The 15663-nt window shown below is 67.5% G+C and carries 19 protein-coding genes; 4 read left to right on the top strand and 15 right to left on the bottom strand.

Annotation, left to right across the window (positions count from 1 at the left end; genetic code table 11):
* Positions 1 to 105 precede the first annotated feature (105 nt).
* The 5 genes from AA983_RS08370 to rfbA all read right to left on the bottom strand — a co-directional run bounded on the left by AA983_RS08370 (position 106) and on the right by rfbA (position 3914).
* Complete coding sequence (locus AA983_RS08370; RefSeq protein ID WP_047311826.1) at positions 106 to 378, bottom strand: PqqD family protein; 273 nt, start codon at positions 376 to 378, stop codon at positions 106 to 108.
* Positions 375 to 1283, bottom strand: a complete 909-nt coding sequence (locus AA983_RS08365; protein WP_052947008.1) for a nucleotidyltransferase family protein — start codon at positions 1281 to 1283, stop codon at positions 375 to 377. The genes AA983_RS08370 and AA983_RS08365 overlap by 4 nt, the downstream gene beginning before the upstream one ends.
* Positions 1284 to 1294: 11 nt before the next feature.
* The gene (locus AA983_RS08360; protein ID WP_047311825.1) at positions 1295 to 2350 is read right to left on the bottom strand and encodes an NAD(P)-dependent oxidoreductase; all 1056 of its coding nucleotides are present in this window, start codon (positions 2348 to 2350) and stop codon (positions 1295 to 1297) included.
* Positions 2351 to 2420: 70 nt separating this feature from the next.
* Positions 2421 to 3023: a dTDP-4-dehydrorhamnose 3,5-epimerase family protein gene (locus AA983_RS08355; RefSeq protein ID WP_047311824.1), complete on the bottom strand. Its 603-nt coding sequence runs from the start codon at positions 3021 to 3023 to the stop codon at positions 2421 to 2423.
* Between the two features lie 3 nt (positions 3024 to 3026).
* Positions 3027 to 3914: a glucose-1-phosphate thymidylyltransferase RfbA gene (gene rfbA, locus AA983_RS08350; RefSeq protein WP_047312156.1), complete on the bottom strand. Its 888-nt coding sequence runs from the start codon at positions 3912 to 3914 to the stop codon at positions 3027 to 3029.
* 77 nt (positions 3915 to 3991) lie between these two features.
* Between rfbA and rfbB the strand changes: the two genes are divergently transcribed.
* Complete coding sequence (gene rfbB / locus AA983_RS08345) at positions 3992 to 4999, top strand: dTDP-glucose 4,6-dehydratase (protein ID WP_047311823.1); 1008 nt, start codon at positions 3992 to 3994, stop codon at positions 4997 to 4999.
* Positions 4996 to 5841, top strand: coding sequence for a dTDP-4-dehydrorhamnose reductase (gene rfbD / locus AA983_RS08340; RefSeq protein WP_047311822.1), 846 nt, complete (start codon positions 4996 to 4998; stop codon positions 5839 to 5841). Before rfbB ends, rfbD begins: the two co-directional genes overlap by 4 nt.
* 303 nt (positions 5842 to 6144) lie before the next feature.
* Here the strand turns inward: rfbD and AA983_RS15915 are convergent, their stop codons facing one another.
* Positions 6145 to 6267, bottom strand: coding sequence for a hypothetical protein (locus AA983_RS15915; protein WP_255352622.1), 123 nt, complete (start codon positions 6265 to 6267; stop codon positions 6145 to 6147).
* 7 nt (positions 6268 to 6274) lie between these two features.
* Here AA983_RS15915 and AA983_RS08335 point away from each other — a divergent pair, with 7 nt between their 5' ends.
* Positions 6275 to 6793, top strand: coding sequence for a hypothetical protein (locus AA983_RS08335; protein WP_047311821.1), 519 nt, complete (start codon positions 6275 to 6277; stop codon positions 6791 to 6793).
* Positions 6794 to 6920: 127 nt separating this feature from the next.
* Here the strand turns inward: AA983_RS08335 and AA983_RS08330 are convergent, their stop codons facing one another.
* The 8 genes from AA983_RS08330 to AA983_RS08295 form a co-directional block, all read right to left on the bottom strand.
* Positions 6921 to 8144: an NADP-dependent isocitrate dehydrogenase gene (locus tag AA983_RS08330; protein WP_047311820.1), complete on the bottom strand. Its 1224-nt coding sequence runs from the start codon at positions 8142 to 8144 to the stop codon at positions 6921 to 6923.
* 142 nt (positions 8145 to 8286) lie between these two features.
* Complete coding sequence (locus AA983_RS08325; protein ID WP_052947007.1) at positions 8287 to 8787, bottom strand: NUDIX domain-containing protein; 501 nt, start codon at positions 8785 to 8787, stop codon at positions 8287 to 8289.
* Positions 8784 to 9626, bottom strand: coding sequence for an HAD-IIA family hydrolase (locus AA983_RS08320; protein WP_047311819.1), 843 nt, complete (start codon positions 9624 to 9626; stop codon positions 8784 to 8786). Before AA983_RS08320 ends, AA983_RS08325 begins: the two co-directional genes overlap by 4 nt.
* Positions 9627 to 9656: 30 nt before the next feature.
* Complete coding sequence (locus AA983_RS14830; RefSeq protein WP_052947006.1) at positions 9657 to 10478, bottom strand: hypothetical protein; 822 nt, start codon at positions 10476 to 10478, stop codon at positions 9657 to 9659.
* A gap of 1 nt (position 10479) precedes the next feature.
* The gene (locus AA983_RS08310; RefSeq protein ID WP_047311818.1) at positions 10480 to 11289 is read right to left on the bottom strand and encodes an exodeoxyribonuclease III; all 810 of its coding nucleotides are present in this window, start codon (positions 11287 to 11289) and stop codon (positions 10480 to 10482) included.
* Positions 11290 to 11380: 91 nt separating this feature from the next.
* Complete coding sequence (locus AA983_RS08305; protein WP_047311817.1) at positions 11381 to 12718, bottom strand: UDP-glucose/GDP-mannose dehydrogenase family protein; 1338 nt, start codon at positions 12716 to 12718, stop codon at positions 11381 to 11383.
* Between the two features lie 73 nt (positions 12719 to 12791).
* Positions 12792 to 13055, bottom strand: coding sequence for a DUF3017 domain-containing protein (locus tag AA983_RS08300; RefSeq protein ID WP_047311816.1), 264 nt, complete (start codon positions 13053 to 13055; stop codon positions 12792 to 12794).
* The gene (locus AA983_RS08295; protein WP_047311815.1) at positions 13052 to 13909 is read right to left on the bottom strand and encodes a bifunctional methylenetetrahydrofolate dehydrogenase/methenyltetrahydrofolate cyclohydrolase; all 858 of its coding nucleotides are present in this window, start codon (positions 13907 to 13909) and stop codon (positions 13052 to 13054) included. The genes AA983_RS08300 and AA983_RS08295 overlap by 4 nt, the downstream gene beginning before the upstream one ends.
* A 101-nt stretch (positions 13910 to 14010) precedes the next feature.
* Between AA983_RS08295 and AA983_RS08290 the strand changes: the two genes are divergently transcribed.
* Entirely contained in the window at positions 14011 to 14712 is a 702-nt protein-coding gene (locus AA983_RS08290; protein ID WP_082128806.1) for an SGNH/GDSL hydrolase family protein, read from the top strand.
* Here the strand turns inward: AA983_RS08290 and AA983_RS08285 are convergent.
* Positions 14690 to 15661: a DMT family transporter gene (locus AA983_RS08285; protein ID WP_047311813.1), complete on the bottom strand. Its 972-nt coding sequence runs from the start codon at positions 15659 to 15661 to the stop codon at positions 14690 to 14692. The genes AA983_RS08290 and AA983_RS08285 overlap by 23 nt on opposite strands.
* Between the last annotated feature and the right edge of the window lie 2 nt (positions 15662 to 15663).

Here is a 15663-nt window from a genome sequence, read left to right as displayed (position 1 = left end):
CTGGGTCGCGGCCGCCTGGGCGATCACCCCTGACGCCGCCGCGGACGTTCGCACCGCCTCCGTCTGAGAGAAGGCGACCCCACGCAGACTCCTGCTCGAAACGGGTCACGCCGTCACCTCGTCGAGAAGGCGGGCGTCGAGCAGATGCGGCACGAAGGCCTCCACATCGCACCGGACAGCGGTGACATCGACATCGTGTTCTCCTGCGATGCGGTCCGCGACCTGATCCGTCGAGGCCGCCCCATCGGCTGCCTGCCAGATGACGTAGCCGTGGACGGACAGGCCGTGCGGCTCGCGGCTTCCGACGCGAAGGGCCCAGAAGCGCTCGTGGGTTTTGTCGTAGGTGACGGCGACGTCACCCGGGATTCGCCAGGTCATCGTTGCCCCTGCTTGCGTCGTCGTCGCGCGGAGCTGACGAGGTCGCCGACGGCTGTGCGCAGACGGAGGCGGTAGGCGTGGGCGTACTCACGCGTCGTCGGTTCGCGCCCCAGATCGAAGCGCAGCAGGTCTGCGTTGACGGAGACGAGACCCCGAAGAACGAGCATCTTGGCACGCACTCCTGTGGCTGCTTCGTAGCGGCCCCACCACTCCTCCCAGCGGCTCTGCTCGCCACGGACGAAGTAGCGCCACAGTGCGTACCCTGGTCGGCTGCGGAAGTTCTCGAGCTGGCCCAGGGCAGCGGCGAGCGCGAGCTCGGCGTCGAATTGCTTCGCGAGGTCACGGATACGACGACGGGTGGCCTCGTCGGAGTCGGCCCAACCCGCCTCGAGGTCACGTGTCGAACCAGACCCGCTGCGTGCGTGGTGAAGAAGAAGAATGAGTCGTTGATCGTCCAAGGAGGGCACCGGACACGGGACCTCGGCGATCGACATCTCCTCGTGCCGACTCCAGAGGGTTTCGAAGGCTTCGACAGGCGACACCTCGAAACCAGGCCAATGCCGGTGCAGGTCGATGAGCCCCAGTTCGTGGCGCATGTTGGTGGCGTGCCCGAACGCCGAGCCCTCCTCGAAACCGGTCAGCCTCTCCCACCCCAGGGTTGAAAGGGCATCGAGGAACGGAGCCACGTCGTCCGGATGAACGAGGACGTCGACGTCGAAGCTCGTTCCGTGCCCACGCCGAAGACCCTCGTGCACCGCCGCGCCCTTGAGGTGCAGCAGGCGGACCCCGTGCCGCTCGGCGACGAGTTGGACGTAGCCGTGCAGCAACTCGAGGCGCACCCGATCAGGCACGTCGACTGCTGCGCCCGAGGCCTCTGCGCCCTTGCGGTGACCTATCTGAACCATGCCGGTCCAGCTCAAGAGGTGAGGCCGCGGCGGCCGAGCTCGTCGAGGGCAGAATCCCAGGCGCTCGAGTCTGCCCCCGGCACCTCCCACGAACGAGTGATGAAGTCGGTGACAGCGTCCTCACTCGAGAGGGCGGGTAAGGGCGCACCCGAGGAACGCAGCGCCGTGAGGTCAGCGACAGCGTGGTCGATGTCTCCTGCGCGGTGGACGTCCACATGTTCCAGAGGCGGACTCTCCAGAGGCGCTGCACGCCGTGCCGTCTCTGCCAGGTGGGTGAGGGTCATCCGTTCTCCCGTGCCGGAGTTCAGCACGCGCGGCGTGCCAGGCTCGGTCGGATGTTCGACCAGCCAGGCGATGAGCGCTGCGACGTCGCTCACGTGCACGAAGTCACGTGTCGCCGTTCCGTCGCCGTACACCGAGAGGGGCCGCCCCTCTCGCAGCCGGGCGAGAAAGGCCGCGAGCACCCCCGTGTAGGGGTTGTGCAGCGCCTGGCCGAAGCCCACGACGTTCTGCGGGCGAACGACGTCCACAGGAATCTCGCGGGCGTACTCGCCGAGAAGCTGCTCGCCGAGCGACTTCGTCTCGCCGTAGACGGAGACGGGGCGGTGCGGGTCGCTTTCACGCGACGCGGCCGGCACCGCCTTCGCACAACACGGCTCGGCATAGGAGTCGCCGTGTTCCGGGCAGGAGAAGCGTCCGTTGCCGTAGACAGCTCGCGAGGACATCGCAACGAGGGGCACGCCCCAGGCGCGCGCGGCCTCCGCTGCGCGTCGGGTGCCTTCGACGTTGACGAGCCGGTAACGATCCTGATCGTACATCGACTGGCCGGTACCGGTCTCAGCGGCGAGATGCACGACCGCCTCGGGGCGATCGAGCCGGCCCCAGGCATCCGGGTCACTCACGTCAGCGCGGATCACTTCGCCGGGAAAGCGCGACGCGGCCGCGTCAGGGTCCGCGTGAACCTGTGCACTGAGCAGATCGAGCGCAACCACGTCGTGCTCAGGCGTGAGCGCCCGAGCGAGGTACTGCCCGATGAAACCGGTGCCTCCGGTGATGAGGATCGCCATGGTGCCTTCCGGTCTGACGTACGGGAGAGTCCAGTTTAGGCGTCGTCGAACCACTCCGAAACCAACGGTCTCAAGCGCGGCGCAGGCTTTCCGCGAACGCGAGGCAATCGTCATAGTCCGGAAGCAGGCCCTGAGCAGCAGCTTCCTCGAGATTCGGCGCCGCGGCGTCCTTGGCCGAGACAACCGGCTCCAGGTCGGCAGGGAGGTCGAGGCCCACGCGGGGATCGAGCGGGTTGATGCCGTGTTCCCCCGTCGGGTTGTACGGCTGCGAGCACAGGTACACGGCCGTCGAGTTGTCTTCAAGGGCGACGAGGCAGTGCCCGAGGCCCTCGCTCAGGTACACCGCCACACGGGAGTCCGTGTCGAGTCTCACGCTCTCCCATTCACCGAACGTCGGTGAGCCGACGCGGATGTCCACGACGAAGTCCAGGAAAGAGCCAGTCACCGCAGTGACGTACTTGGCCTGTGACGGGGGAACGTCGGCGAAGTGGATTCCACGCACGGCCCCGCGGGAGGAGACGGAGATGTTCGTCTGCACGACGCGCATCTCGTGGCCGATGTGTTCGGCTAGCTTGTCGCCGCGGAAGCCTTCCATGAAGACACCGCGGTCATCGGGGAACTGGCGTGGAGCGACGCGGTAGGCGCCTTCGATTCGCAGCGGCGTGATTTGCACGGGTCAGTACACCTTCGGCATGGGTCGGGGGTCGGACGCGATACGGGTGAGGTACGTGCCGTATCCGCTCTTCTCCAAGGGCGCGGCGAGATCGAGCAGCTGCTCGGTGGTGATCCAGCCGTTGCGCCAGGCGACCTCCTCGATGCAACCGATCTTGAGGCCCTGTTGCTGCTCGACGACGGAGACGAACTGTGAGGCGGTCATGAGGCCCTCGAACGTACCCGTGTCGAACCACGCCGTACCGCGCGGCAGCACCTCGACGGTGAGTGTTCCCTCGTCGAGGTAGGCCTCGTTGAGCGACGTGATCTCGAGCTCTCCTCGCGGGCTGGGCTCCAGCGCCTTCGCGCGCTCGACGACTGTGTTGTCGTAAAAGTAGAGGCCCGGGACGGCGAAGTCCGACTTGGGCTCCTTCGGCTTTTCCTCGAGAGAGATCGCTGTACCGCTCTCGTCAAATTCGACAACGCCATAGGCGGTCGGGTTGGTCACGTGGTAGGCGAAGATGAGGCCCCCCTCGGAGGGGATACGGCGCTGGAGCGCCGTCCCCATTCCCGCACCGTGGAAAATGTTGTCGCCGAGCACGAGGCCGGCACTGTCACCGTCGAGAAATTCCTCGCCGAGGATGAATGCCTGCGCCAGCCCGTCCGGCGAAGGCTGCACCGTGTACTGGATGTTCATTCCCCAGGTGGTTCCGTCACCCAGGAGCCGCTGGAACTGCTCCGCGTCATGCGGCGTCGTGATGACGAGGATGTCGCGGATGCCCGCCATCATGAGCGTCGAGAGCGGGTAGTAGATCATCGGCTTGTCGTAGACCGGCATGAGCTGCTTGCTGATGCCGCGGGTGATGGGGTGCAGCCGTGTGCCCGAGCCCCCGGCCAGAATGATGCCCTTCATGCGGTTGAGCATACTGGCCGGGCTATGCCGAAGTCCTCGAAGATCGGGATGGCGCCCGCCCCCGTATACTTGCCGCCATGCGAGTTCTCGTCACCGGTGGAGCCGGATTCATCGGCAGCAACTTCGTCCACCTCACCCGCCGGGAGCGACCCGACGCGCAGATCACGGTGCTCGACAAGCTCACGTACGCGGGTACGACGCGCTCACTCGACGGTGTGGAGGACGACATCACCTTCGTCGAGGGCGATGTGGCCGACCGCGAACTCGTCGACCGCCTCGTAGCTGACTCCGACGTCGTCGTGCACTTCGCGGCGGAGAGCCACAACGACAACTCGCTCGCCGACCCGTGGCCGTTCGTCGACACGAACGTGCTCGGCACGGTCTCGCTTCTCGAGGCGGTGCGCAAGCACGAGGTGCGCTACCACCACATCTCTACCGACGAGGTCTACGGCGACCTCGAACTCGACGACCCGGCGCGCTTCACCGAGGCCACGCCGTACAACCCGTCGAGCCCCTACTCCTCGACGAAGGGCGCGAGCGACCTTCTCGTGCGCGCCTGGGTGCGGTCTTTCGGGGTCAAGGCCACCATCTCGAACTGCTCGAACAACTACGGCCCTCGCCAGCACGTCGAGAAGTTTATTCCCCGCCAGATCACGAACGTCATCGACGACGTGCGCCCGAAGCTCTACGGCGACGGTCTCAACGTGCGCGACTGGATTCACGTGGACGACCACAACTCGGCCGTGTGGGCCATCATCGAGCGCGGTCGTATCGGCGAGACGTACCTCATCGGCGCCGACGGCGAGGAGAACAACAAGACCGTCGTCGAGTCGATCCTGACGACGATGGGCAAGGACGCCGGAGACTACGACCACGTCACCGACCGTCCTGGTCACGACCGGCGCTACGCGATCGACCCGACGAAGCTGCGTGACGAATTGGGTTGGGTGCCGAAGTACACGACGTTCAGCGATGGACTGTCCGCAACCATCGACTGGTACCGCGAGAACGAATCCTGGTGGCGTCCGATGAAGGACGAGACCGAGGCGAAGTACGCGAAGACGCAGAAGATCGAGAAGCGTTGAGCCGCTGGGTCATCACCGGCGGAACGGGGATGTTCGGCACCGACCTCGCCGCGGTGGTTCGCGAGAGCGGGCACGAGGTTACGGCTTTGGGCTCGGCTGACTGCGACATCCGTGACCTCGAGGCCGCGCGAGCAGCCGCGGCCGGCGCTGATGTCGTCGTCAATGCGGCCGCCTACACTGCCGTCGACGCCGCTGAGTCCGACGAAGCCGCGGCCTTCGCCCTGAACGCCGTCGGTGCGCGCAACGTCGCCCGTGCCGCCCGCGGGGCGGGGGCACGTCTCGTGCACATCTCGACCGACTACGTCTTCGACGGCGGGGACAGCGAGCCCTACCCCGAGGATGCCCCGCAGGCACCTCGCTCGGTGTACGGACGCAGCAAAGCCGCCGGTGAGTGGGCCGTCCGAGCGGAGCACCCGGACGCCCTCGTTGTGCGCACAGCGTGGCTCTACGGCGAACACGGCCCCAACTTCGTGGCGACGATGCTCCGCCTTGCGCAGGCGCACGAGACGCTGAACGTTGTCGATGATCAGCACGGTCAACCGACGTGGACCCGCGACCTCGCGCACTACGTCGTCGACCTGATCGAGGCGAAGGCCCCGGGCGGGTACTACCACGGCACGAGCAAGGGCTCGACGACGTGGTACGAGTTCACGCGCGAGATCTTCCGCCTGAGCGGCCTCGACCCCGAGCGCGTCAACCCCACGACGAGCGAGGCATTCCCCCGGCCCGCGCATCGACCTGCGAACAGCGTGCTGGCGCATTCAGGCGGTCCGCCCCGTCCGGAGTGGCACGTTTCCCTCGCGGCCTACCTCCGGTCGACCTGCCGAGTCGGCGCAAGTTAGGCAGGGTCGCCATCGACTCCCCTACCGGCCGGATGTGACAAGAAACACATCCTTCCCGGAAACGTTCCAGGAGAGACCACTTGAGCCGGGAGCTCCCCCCGCGTCGCCCATTTGGTCGGACGTCATGCTTAACGCGCCCTACAATAGGGACGCAGCTACGACTACCGCAGGGAGAGAAATGAACGCGTCACACCACGGCATCACACGCAGGAGGGTGGTACGAGGCAGCGCCTGGGCTGCGCCGGCCATCGTGGTGGGCGCGGCCGCGCCACGGGCGGCTGCATCCCCGTGCCCGCCGGTCAGCTACACGATCGACTGGTCGAACTCGAGCTTCGTGCGAACGTCAAGCACAAAGGCGAGCATCCGGGCCACGAGCCAGAATGCGTCCGCGCCACCAATCACGTTGACGGTCACGGCCTCGTACACAGGCGCGATGAAATCCGGTACCGAGACTACCGGTGACACCAACCTCACCACAGTTGGTCAGGTCGGCGGCTCATTCACCAACGGCCTGAGGATCCAGCAGACCGTCACCACACCGGTTTATTCCACGCCTAAGCGCGCGGCCCGCGGTGCGTACACCTTCGCGTTCACTGGAGCCGACGGCAGGCCGGTCAGCGTGTCCAACCTGGCGTTCACCGTGACGGACATCGATAGCACGGCGGGCGATTTCTGGGACGTCGTCGAACTGTCAGGCACCTTCTCCTCCACTGCCGGCTCTGGCGTCACTGGCGCGGGCACTACCGACTCCCCAGCCACGGCCACCTCGGGCAACGCCCCCGTAGCGGACACGACGTCGAGCGCCGGTAACCTCAGCGTCACATACCAGGCACCCACGAGCAGTGTGATCCTCACCTACTGGAACAACGCGCAAAGGTTCTCGGGCGTCGACCGCAGCCAGGGCATATACATCGCGGGCATGACGTTCTCCGCCATCGCGAACAACTGCTGACGGCCCCTCGGGGATCGGGTGCCGCACTCCGGTGCTCGGCTGCACAGCCCGCCCCGCCGTGCGAATGAGAAGGCGGCCCACCACCCTGCACGGGTAGTGGGCCGCCTTCTGCATGGCGCATCCTGCGTCAGGCCTGCTGCATGGCCTTCGTCAGGTTCTCGTCGATGGCGGCGAGGAAGTCCTGCGTGTTGAGGTAGGGCTGGTCCTTGCCGATGAGCAGGGCCAGGTCCTTCGTCATCTTGCCGCTCTCGACGGTCTCGATGCACACACGCTCGAGGGTCTCAGCGAACTTCGTCACCTCCGGCGTCTCGTCGAGCTCACCGCGCTTGGCGACGCCACGCGTCCAGGCGAAGATCGACGCGATCGGGTTCGTCGACGTCTCCTTGCCCTGCTGGTGCTGACGGTAGTGACGCGTCACCGTGCCGTGCGCAGCCTCGGCCTCGACGGTCTTGCCGTCCGGCGTCATGAGGACCGACGTCATGAGGCCGAGCGAGCCGAAGCCCTGCGCGACGATGTCGGACTGCACGTCACCGTCGTAGTTCTTGCAGGCCCAGACGTAGCCGCCCTCCCACTTGAGCGCCGCGGCGACCATGTCGTCGATGAGACGGTGTTCGTAGGTGAGGCCGCGCTTGTCGAACTCGGCCTTGAACTCGCGCTCGAACACGTCCTGGAAGATGTCCTTGAACGCACCGTCGTACGCCTTGAGGATCGTGTTCTTAGTCGAGAGGTACACCGGCACGTTGCGCTCGAGGCCGTAGTTGAACGACGCGCGAGCGAAGTCCTCGATCGACTTGTTGTAGTTGTACATGCCCATTGCGACGCCGCCCTCTGCGGGGAACTCGGCGACCTCGTAGACGACCTTCTCGCCGCCGTCGGCAGGCGTGTAGGAGATCTCGACCTTGCCGGCGCCGGGAACCTTGAAGTTCTGCGACTTGTACTGGTCGGCGTGAGCGTGGCGACCGATGATGATCGGCTTCGTCCAGCCCGGCACGAGGCGCGGCACGTTGCTCATGATGATCGGCTCACGGAAGATGACACCGCCGAGGATGTTGCGGATCGTGCCGTTCGGGCTCTTCCACATCTCCTTGAGGCCGAACTCCTCGACGCGCGCCTCGTCGGGCGTGATCGTGGCGCACTTGACGCCGACTCCGTACTCCTTGATGGCGTTGGCCGCGTCAACGGTGACCTGGTCGTCCGTGGCGTCGCGGTTCTCGATGCCGAGGTCGTAGTACTTGAGGTCGACGTCGAGGTACGGGTGGATCAGGCGGTCCTTGATGAACTGCCAGATGATGCGCGTCATCTCGTCACCGTCGAGTTCGACGATGGGGTTCTTGACCTTGATCTTCTCCATGCCTGTTTGGCTCCTGACTCTGCGACGTGGATGGTGATACCTCGCCCAGGCTATCGCTACGTGGGCGACCTCCCCAAGACGAAGGCGTGGCAGCCCGAACGCCTGTGTCATCACCTACCCCGGCGGCCGTCTCGGGGCACTCCTACCCCACTTGGAAAGAGCCGCTGCGCAGATATGCGCGCAGGTGCGCTGCTGTTGCCCCTGCAGTCCGGTCAAGAGAGGTGGGGAGGCCGGCCAGCGGCCACCACGTGTGCTCTGCGGCTTCACCGTCCGCGCCCCAGGCCGGCGGCCGCTGTGCTACGCGCACAACAAAGCACAAGGCGAACGCCTGCACCTGGTCGCCATTGGAGTAACGAAGATGCGTGATCTTCGGATCGGACAGGCAGGCAAAGGGCTCGAGCTCGTCCTCTCGCACGAGCACCCCGGCCTCCTCGGCCAGTTCTGTGATCGCGATGTCGACGAAAGATTGCCCACGCTCGGCTGAACCGGACGGAAACTCCCACTGGCCTGAATCGGCGCGTCGCTGCATCAGAACGTGGCTACCCGCATCAAGCAGAACCACCTGGGCGCCAGGCATCAGGATGAGCTGGGACCCCACGAGGGCTCGCAAGCGTCCGAGGTACGTCTCGGCGAATTGGGTCATACGGCCTCGTCGTGCGAGCCGTACCCCATGACGTCGTCGTCGGGGTGCGGCGCGAGCTCGTGGACAAGCGGTACGACGTCGGCGATCGAATCGCAGATGCGCGTCGGCACGAATGGGTACCGGTCGACCTGATCGGGCCTCGTCGAACCGGTCAGCACGAGGATGCTGCGCAGCCCCGCTTCGAGGCCGCTACGCACGTCCGTGTCGAGACGGTCACCGATCATCACCGTCGACTCCGAGTGTGCGTCGATACGGTTCAGCGCACTGCGCATCATGAGGGGGTTGGGCTTGCCGACGTAGTACGGCTTGACGCCCGTCGCCGCCGTGATGAGCGCCGCGATCGACCCCGTCGCCGGCAACGGCCCCTCCGTGCTCGGGCCCGTGACGTCCGGGTTCGTCGCGATGAACCGCGCGCCACCCTCGATGAGACGGATCGCTCGCGTTATCGCCGTGAACGAATACGTGCGCGTCTCCCCCAGCACGACGTAGTCGGGGTCTCGCTCCGTCATCGTGTAGCCGACGTTGTAGAGCGCCGTCGTCAGCCCCGCCTCACCGACGACGTACGCGCTGCCACCGGCGCGCTGATCGGCGAGGAACTGCGCCGTCGCGAGCGCCGACGTCCAGATCGCCTCCTCCGGCACGTCGATGGCCGACGCGAGCAACCGCGCCCGCAGATCGCGCGGCGTGTAGATCGAGTTGTTCGTCAGGACGAGGAAGCGACGCCCCGTCTCCTGCAACGCCTGCAAGAACTCCGCAGCCCCCGGAATGGCGCGCTCCTCATGCACGAGAACGCCATCCATGTCCGTCAGCCAGCACTCCACTGCATGGTGGTTGCTCATCCGCTCATCCTCACTGTCGTGCCGAATCGTTCAACCCATGATGCGACGAACGGCCGCCGCCACCCTCGCGAGCGCCGGATCGGCCTGCGCCGCCATCCTCGCAAAGACCTCCGGGCTCTGACGGAACGGGTCGAGAATCTCCGCCTTGGCATCCGAACGAGCGCTGTGACGCTCGACACTGCCCGCCGGCGACTTGGCGACGAACTCCCGCAGCCCGTCGACGCCTCGGGTTCCAGGCACAGGGGCGGCGCAGACGTCGGCGAAGTCGAGCAACGCGAAGACGCGCGACGCCGCCGTCGGCGCCTCTTCGACGAGGATGCGCCGATGCTCGCGCGACGCCGTCAGCACGAGGTCTGCCTCGCGCACGAGCGCTGGCGTCACCTGACGCGGACGGTAGCGCGCGCCGTCGAGGCCGCGCTCGCGCAGGAGGGCCTGCGATCCCGACGACATTCGGTCGATGAGCAACGCGCCCGTCCCGGCGCCCTCGACGCGCACCGACAGGCGAGCCAGGTCGGCAGCCAGCACACGCTCGAAATACGGTGAGCGACAGACGTTTCCCGTGCACACGACGAGGATGGTGAAGGTCTCACGATCATCCCCGGTGGCCAGGCTGTCGACCTCATGGCCCACCTGCTGAGGGCGAACCGGCGCCGGCCCGGCATCGAGGCTGAGCGAAACGTCCGGGCGGGCTCGCGCTGCCTCACGCTCGCGCTTCGCGGCCTGCACCTGCGCGAGCCGTCGCTGATCGGCGCGCGTGCGGAACGTGCCCCACTGCCCGGGCGTGACGGGCTCGACGGCCTCGTCAGCCTGAGCCGGTTTGCCCGACGGCGCGGCGTCGCGCGGTTCGCTCACGTCACTCCCCCGTCGTCTCGAGCGCGGCCAGGTCGTAGTCGACGACGACCGCCGCGTGGTCGCTCCACCGCTGGTCGTAGGCATCGGCCCGCCCCACCCGCGGATCGCTCGCGACGGCCGCGAGCGCCGGGCTCGCGAACTGGTAGTCGATGCGCCATCCCGCGTCGTTGTCGAACGCCTTGCCGCGCCACGACCACCACGTGTACGGCCCCGGCACATCACCGTGGTGCTCGCGCACGACGTCGACCCACCCACTCTCGGTGAACCGCGTGAGGTAGGCCTGCTCCTCGGGCAGGAAGCCCGCCTTGCCGCGGTTGCCCTTCCAGTTCTTGAGGTCGTTCGGGCCGTGCGCCACGTTGAAGTCACCCATGACGAGGGCCGGGCGGTCGACGAGCTGCGCCATGCGCGCCTCGACGGCGTCGAGGAAGCGGTACTTGGCCATCTGCTTGTCGGTGCCGACCTCCCCGCTGTGCGCGTAGACGCTCACGATCGTCACGGTGCGCCCATCGATTGTCACCTCGGCCTCGACCCAGCGGCCGGCCTCGTCGAATCCCTCGATGACGGTGACCGGCGTCGCCATCGCGTGGCGGGTCAGGATGGCCACGCCCTCACGGCCGGCCGTCGCCGATGCGGAGTGGGCCAGCGCGTACTCCTCGAGGGCCGAACCGCTCAGGGCCGTGGCGAACTGCTTGGGCGTCGCCCGCACCTCCTGCATGGCGACGACGTCAGCCTCCTGAGCGGCGAGCCACTCGAGGCCACCTCGACGCTGCGCGGCTCGGATCCCATTGACGTTGGCCGTGACGACTCGCATGCCGTCATCGTTTCAGGTATGCGCGAGGGGTGTCGAACGCTCGAAAGCCGCACCGTCTCACGCGAGAGGTGCGGCCCGTGCGCCGGCGAGATCAGCGCGCCTCGACGACGGGCCGTCCGAGCGAGTGCACGGTGAAACCTGCGTCGGCCCACTTCCGGCCGTCGAGAACATTGCGACCGTCGATGACGACCTTGCCCGCAACCTTCGACGCCACGTCCGCCGGGTCGAGTTCGCGGTACTGCTTCCACTCCGTGAGGTGAAGAACGATCTGCGCTCCGTCGAGCGCTTCGTCGACGGTGTCGACGTAGTTCGGACCGGGGCGGTTGGCCCGGGCCACCGGCAGGGCCTCGGGGTCGTGCACGCGAACGTCGGCGCCGAGTTGGACCAGACGTTCGGCGACGTCGAGCGCCGGGCTGTCGCGGATGTCGTCGGAGTTCGGCTTGAACGCGGCACCGAGAACGGCGATCGGCTTCCCTGCCACGTCACCGAGGGCGCCCTCGACAAGCGTGACGACACGTTCGCGGCGGCGCAGGTTGGTGGCATCGACGCCGCGCAGGAAGGCGACCGAGTCGGGCAGGCCCAACTCCTCGCCGCGGGCAAGGAAAGCGCGAATGTCCTTGGGCAGGCAACCCCCGCCGAAGCCGACACCCGCACCGAGGAACTTGCGGCCAATGCGCTCGTCGTGACCGATCGCGTCGGCCAGGGCGAGCACGTCGCCGCCCGTCGCCTCGCAGATCTCCGCCATCGCGTTGATGAAACTGATCTTCGTCGCGAGGAAGGCGTTCGCACTGACCTTGACGAGTTCCGACGTCGCGTAGTTCGTCACGAGGCGCGGGGTGCCCGTTGCGAGGGCCTTCGCGTACACCTCGTCGAGCCGCGCGACGTCAGCGTCGGCGAACTCGCCCTCGACGCCGTAGACGAAACGGTCGGGTGTGAGCGTGTCCTGGACGGCGAAGCCTTCACGGAGGAACTCGGGGTTCCACACGAGACGCCCGTCCACGCCGTCCGTGACGTTCTCGCGGATCGCTTCGAGGACACGAGGCACCGTGCCGACCGGCACCGTCGACTTGCCGACCGCGATCGAGCCTGCCTTCATGTGGGGTGCAAGAGCGGTGAACGCGGCGAAGACATAATCCGTGTTGGCCGCGTACTCCCCCGCCCGCTGCGGGGTGCCCACGCAGACGAAGTGGACGTCGGCGTCAGCGGCGGCGCTGATGTCGGTGCTCCAGGTGAGACGGCCCGTCTCCGTCATGCGCGTCAGCAGATCGGTGAGGCCCGGTTCGTAGATCGGGCTGCGCCCCTGCGACAGCGCCTCGATCTTCTTCGCGTCGACGTCGATGCCGACGACGGTGTGGCCCAGTTCGGCCATACAGGCCGCGTGCACGGCGCCCAGGTAACCGGTGCCGATGACGGAGATCCGCAAACTCATGCGGGCAGTCTAGGTCGCCGGGTCAGTGATCACGCGGCGACTTGCGCAGTCACCGGAAATTCACTCGGGGGTCTCAGCCCAACTTCACGACACCGAACGCGACGAGTGTGATGACGGCCAGGAGCGCGTACCCCGCGATGTCGACGCTGCGCGAACGAACCTTGATGTCGAGCACGTAACGCTCGGGAAGAACGGCACGCATCACGGCGCCCGCGAAGAGACCGAGCGACATCACGACCCCGCCCGGACGAACCTGGCCGGCCATGACGGTGATCAGCCCCGCCACGACGAGACCGACGACGACGAGCCAGGGAATCCCGAGGCGGAAACGGGTCACAGGCCTCGCGCGTCGGCGTCGCGCTCCGCCGCCTCGACGACGTTCATGAGCAGCAGCGCTCGCGTCATCGGACCGACGCCACCCGGGTTCGGGGAGACGTACCCGGCGACCTCCGTGACGTCCTTGGCGACGTCACCGGCGACCTTGCCCTCGACGCGCGAGACACCGACGTCGAGCACCGCGGCGCCCGGCTTGACCATGTCCTTCGTGATGAGATCCGGTACGCCTGCAGCAGCGACGACGACGTCCGCGTTCTTCGTGTGCTCCGCGAGGTCACGGGTGCCGGTGTGGCACAGCGTGGCCGTTGCGTTCTCGCTGCGGCGCGTGAGGATGAGTCCGAGCGGGCGACCGACCGTGAGGCCACGGCCGACGACGACGACCTCCGCGCCCTTGAGCGGGACGTCATAACGACGCAGCAACTCGATGACGCCCATGGGCGTGCATGGCAACGGTCCCTCCTCGCCGAGCACGAGCTTGCCGAGGTTGACCGGGTGCAGACCGTCGACGTCCTTCTCGGGCTTGACGCGCGAGAGCAGCGCCACCTCGTCGAGACCCGTGGGCTGCTGGATGAGGAAGCCCGTGCACTCCGCGCTGTCGTTGAGTTCGTCGATGACGGCCTCGACCTCCTCCTGCGTCGCGCTCGCGGGCAGATCCTTGCGGATCGAGACGATGCCGATCTCCGCACAGTCCTTGTGCTTCGCCCCGACGTACCAGTGCGAACCCGGGTCGTCACCGACGAGCACCGTGCCGAGGCCCGGCGTCACGCCGCGCTCCTTGAGACGGGCCACGCGCTCACGCAGCTCGTCCTTGATCGTCGCGAGGGTGGCCTTGCCGTCCAGCGTCGTCGCAGTCATGGCCCCAATCCTGCCAGACGCCCCGGGCGCGCGGTCGGCGCTCACACCGGGGTGTGACGGGGCGCTCGTGATCGACGTGGGCTCGCGCGTACGGTCGTCGTATGACACGAGCGAACGAGCGTGCCGAGCGGCGAGTGGCGTGGCGCGTTCCCGCGCTCGTGGCACTCGTCGTTGGGGTGCTCGTCGTGGCGTTGTTCCTCGTCGTCGACCGCCGTTCGTCAGCCCCGGTCGCCGACGCGCCCTCACCCAGTTTGAGCGGACGCCACGTGGTGGCCTTCGTCGGCGACAGTTACTCCGCCGGCTCGGAGGCGAGCTCACCGGAAGGGCGATGGACCACCGTCCTGAGCGCTGAGCGCGGGTGGAACGAGATCAACGTCGCCGTGCCTGGCATGGGCTACGACGTGGGACGTCCGACACAGCACTACGCTTCCCAGGTCGCACGAGCCGCAGCGTCGAAGCCGGGCACGGTCATCATCTCCGGCGGATGGAACGACGTCGCCCGCGGCGTGCCGACGGCGACCATCGTCGAGGGTCTGCGCGAGACGCTCGCGGCGGTGAAGAAGCACCTCCCCGAGGCGCGCGTCGTCGTCATCGCACCGATCGGACCGGCGAGTTCTCCCCCACCCGACCTCGTACGGCTGCGCGATGCCGCCGCACCCGTGGTGCGCAGCTCAGGTGCGACGTGGCTGGATCTCGACTTCCCGCTCACCGGTCACCCTGAGTGGATCAGCCCTGACGGCCTGCACCCCAACGACGCGGGCTACAAGCGCCTCGCCGAGCTCACGAACGCGCGTCTGAAGTAGCCCGTCGGCCACCGGAGCGTGCCGCCATGGCTGCCGCCGCAGCGGTGACGACCATGCCGACGACGGTGCGCACACCGACACCTTCGCGCGCCACCGGGTCGAGCAGGTCGATGACGAGCGCCGCGACGAGCTGCCCCATGATGCCCATGAGCCCGAGCACGAGCACGCTGATGTGCTCCGTCGCCCACGCCGACAACCCGATGAACGCGATGCCCAGCGGCGCACCGAGCCACGCCCACCAGGGAGCGTCGTGCGGCCACTGCCACTGCGTGAAGCCGAGGAGCACGCGCGCACCGGCGAACACCACGAGAGCGATCACGCCGACGAGGAAGTTCTGCAACGTCGTCGCGTACGAACTACCTGCCCGCGCACTGACGCGCCCGTTGAGACCCTGCTGGAACTGCGTCATGACGCCCGCGATGATGACGGCGAGGGCCGGCAGGATCGCGATGCCACCCGGTACGTGCTGCCCGCTCACCGTGATGGCGACCCCCACGACGGCGACCGCTCCCGCGATCGCTCGCACGGGGGTGATCGGCGTGCGTCCCTTGGGCCCGGCGCCGACGTGGTCGGCGAGCAACCCGCCGAGCGCACGACCGCCGACGCTCGCCACGATGAAGACCGCTACCCCGAGGATGGCGACCGTGCTCGTCTGCACCGCCACGAACGCACCGCCGAGAACGCCGCCGAGGCACTCCCACCAGCGCAGACGCCCCGCCCGAATCGCGTCGACGAGCCGACCGGCGCCGCGGCGCAGGCTCGGCACGACGAGCGTCAGCACGAGCAGCGCGAGCCCCGAACCGAAGCTCCACACCGCCGCGACGAGCGGCTCGGACAACGGCTCACCGAGCGTCCCGTTGAAGCGCGCCTGCAACGACAGGCACGCCCCACCGAAGAACGCGGCAGTGAGGGCAAGCGCCTCGGAGGAGGCTCTGGCGTCACGCGTCATCG

The sequence above is a fragment of the Dermacoccus sp. PE3 genome, assembly GCF_001021715.1.
GTDB lineage: Bacteria > Actinomycetota > Actinomycetes > Actinomycetales > Dermatophilaceae > Dermacoccus > Dermacoccus abyssi.
Note: the sequence above shows the minus strand (reverse complement) of the source record. Positions and strands in the feature narration are given on the sequence as shown.

What these genes read in the sequence shown, in the direction of transcription:
- AA983_RS08370 (WP_047311826.1), bottom strand. Translation starts at nt 378, where the DNA reads ATGACCTGGCGAATCCCGGGTGACGTCGCCGTCACCTACGACAAAACC.
- rfbB (WP_047311823.1), top strand. Translation starts at nt 3,992, where the DNA reads ATGCGAGTTCTCGTCACCGGTGGAGCCGGATTCATCGGCAGCAACTTC.
- AA983_RS08335 (WP_047311821.1), top strand. Translation starts at nt 6,275, where the DNA reads ATGAAATCCGGTACCGAGACTACCGGTGACACCAACCTCACCACAGTT.
- rfbA (WP_047312156.1), bottom strand. Translation starts at nt 3,914, where the DNA reads ATGAAGGGCATCATTCTGGCCGGGGGCTCGGGCACACGGCTGCACCCC.
- AA983_RS08285 (WP_047311813.1), bottom strand. Translation starts at nt 15,661, where the DNA reads ATGACGCGTGACGCCAGAGCCTCCTCCGAGGCGCTTGCCCTCACTGCC.
- AA983_RS08365 (WP_052947008.1), bottom strand. Translation starts at nt 1,283, where the DNA reads ATGGTTCAGATAGGTCACCGCAAGGGCGCAGAGGCCTCGGGCGCAGCA.
- AA983_RS08290 (WP_082128806.1), top strand. Translation starts at nt 14,011, where the DNA reads ATGACACGAGCGAACGAGCGTGCCGAGCGGCGAGTGGCGTGGCGCGTT.
- AA983_RS08295 (WP_047311815.1), bottom strand. Translation starts at nt 13,909, where the DNA reads ATGACTGCGACGACGCTGGACGGCAAGGCCACCCTCGCGACGATCAAG.
- AA983_RS08310 (WP_047311818.1), bottom strand. Translation starts at nt 11,289, where the DNA reads ATGCGAGTCGTCACGGCCAACGTCAATGGGATCCGAGCCGCGCAGCGT.
- AA983_RS08325 (WP_052947007.1), bottom strand. Translation starts at nt 8,787, where the DNA reads ATGACCCAATTCGCCGAGACGTACCTCGGACGCTTGCGAGCCCTCGTG.
- AA983_RS08360 (WP_047311825.1), bottom strand. Translation starts at nt 2,350, where the DNA reads ATGGCGATCCTCATCACCGGAGGCACCGGTTTCATCGGGCAGTACCTC.
- AA983_RS08330 (WP_047311820.1), bottom strand. Translation starts at nt 8,144, where the DNA reads ATGGAGAAGATCAAGGTCAAGAACCCCATCGTCGAACTCGACGGTGAC.
- AA983_RS08320 (WP_047311819.1), bottom strand. Translation starts at nt 9,626, where the DNA reads ATGAGCAACCACCATGCAGTGGAGTGCTGGCTGACGGACATGGATGGC.
- AA983_RS08305 (WP_047311817.1), bottom strand. Translation starts at nt 12,718, where the DNA reads ATGAGTTTGCGGATCTCCGTCATCGGCACCGGTTACCTGGGCGCCGTG.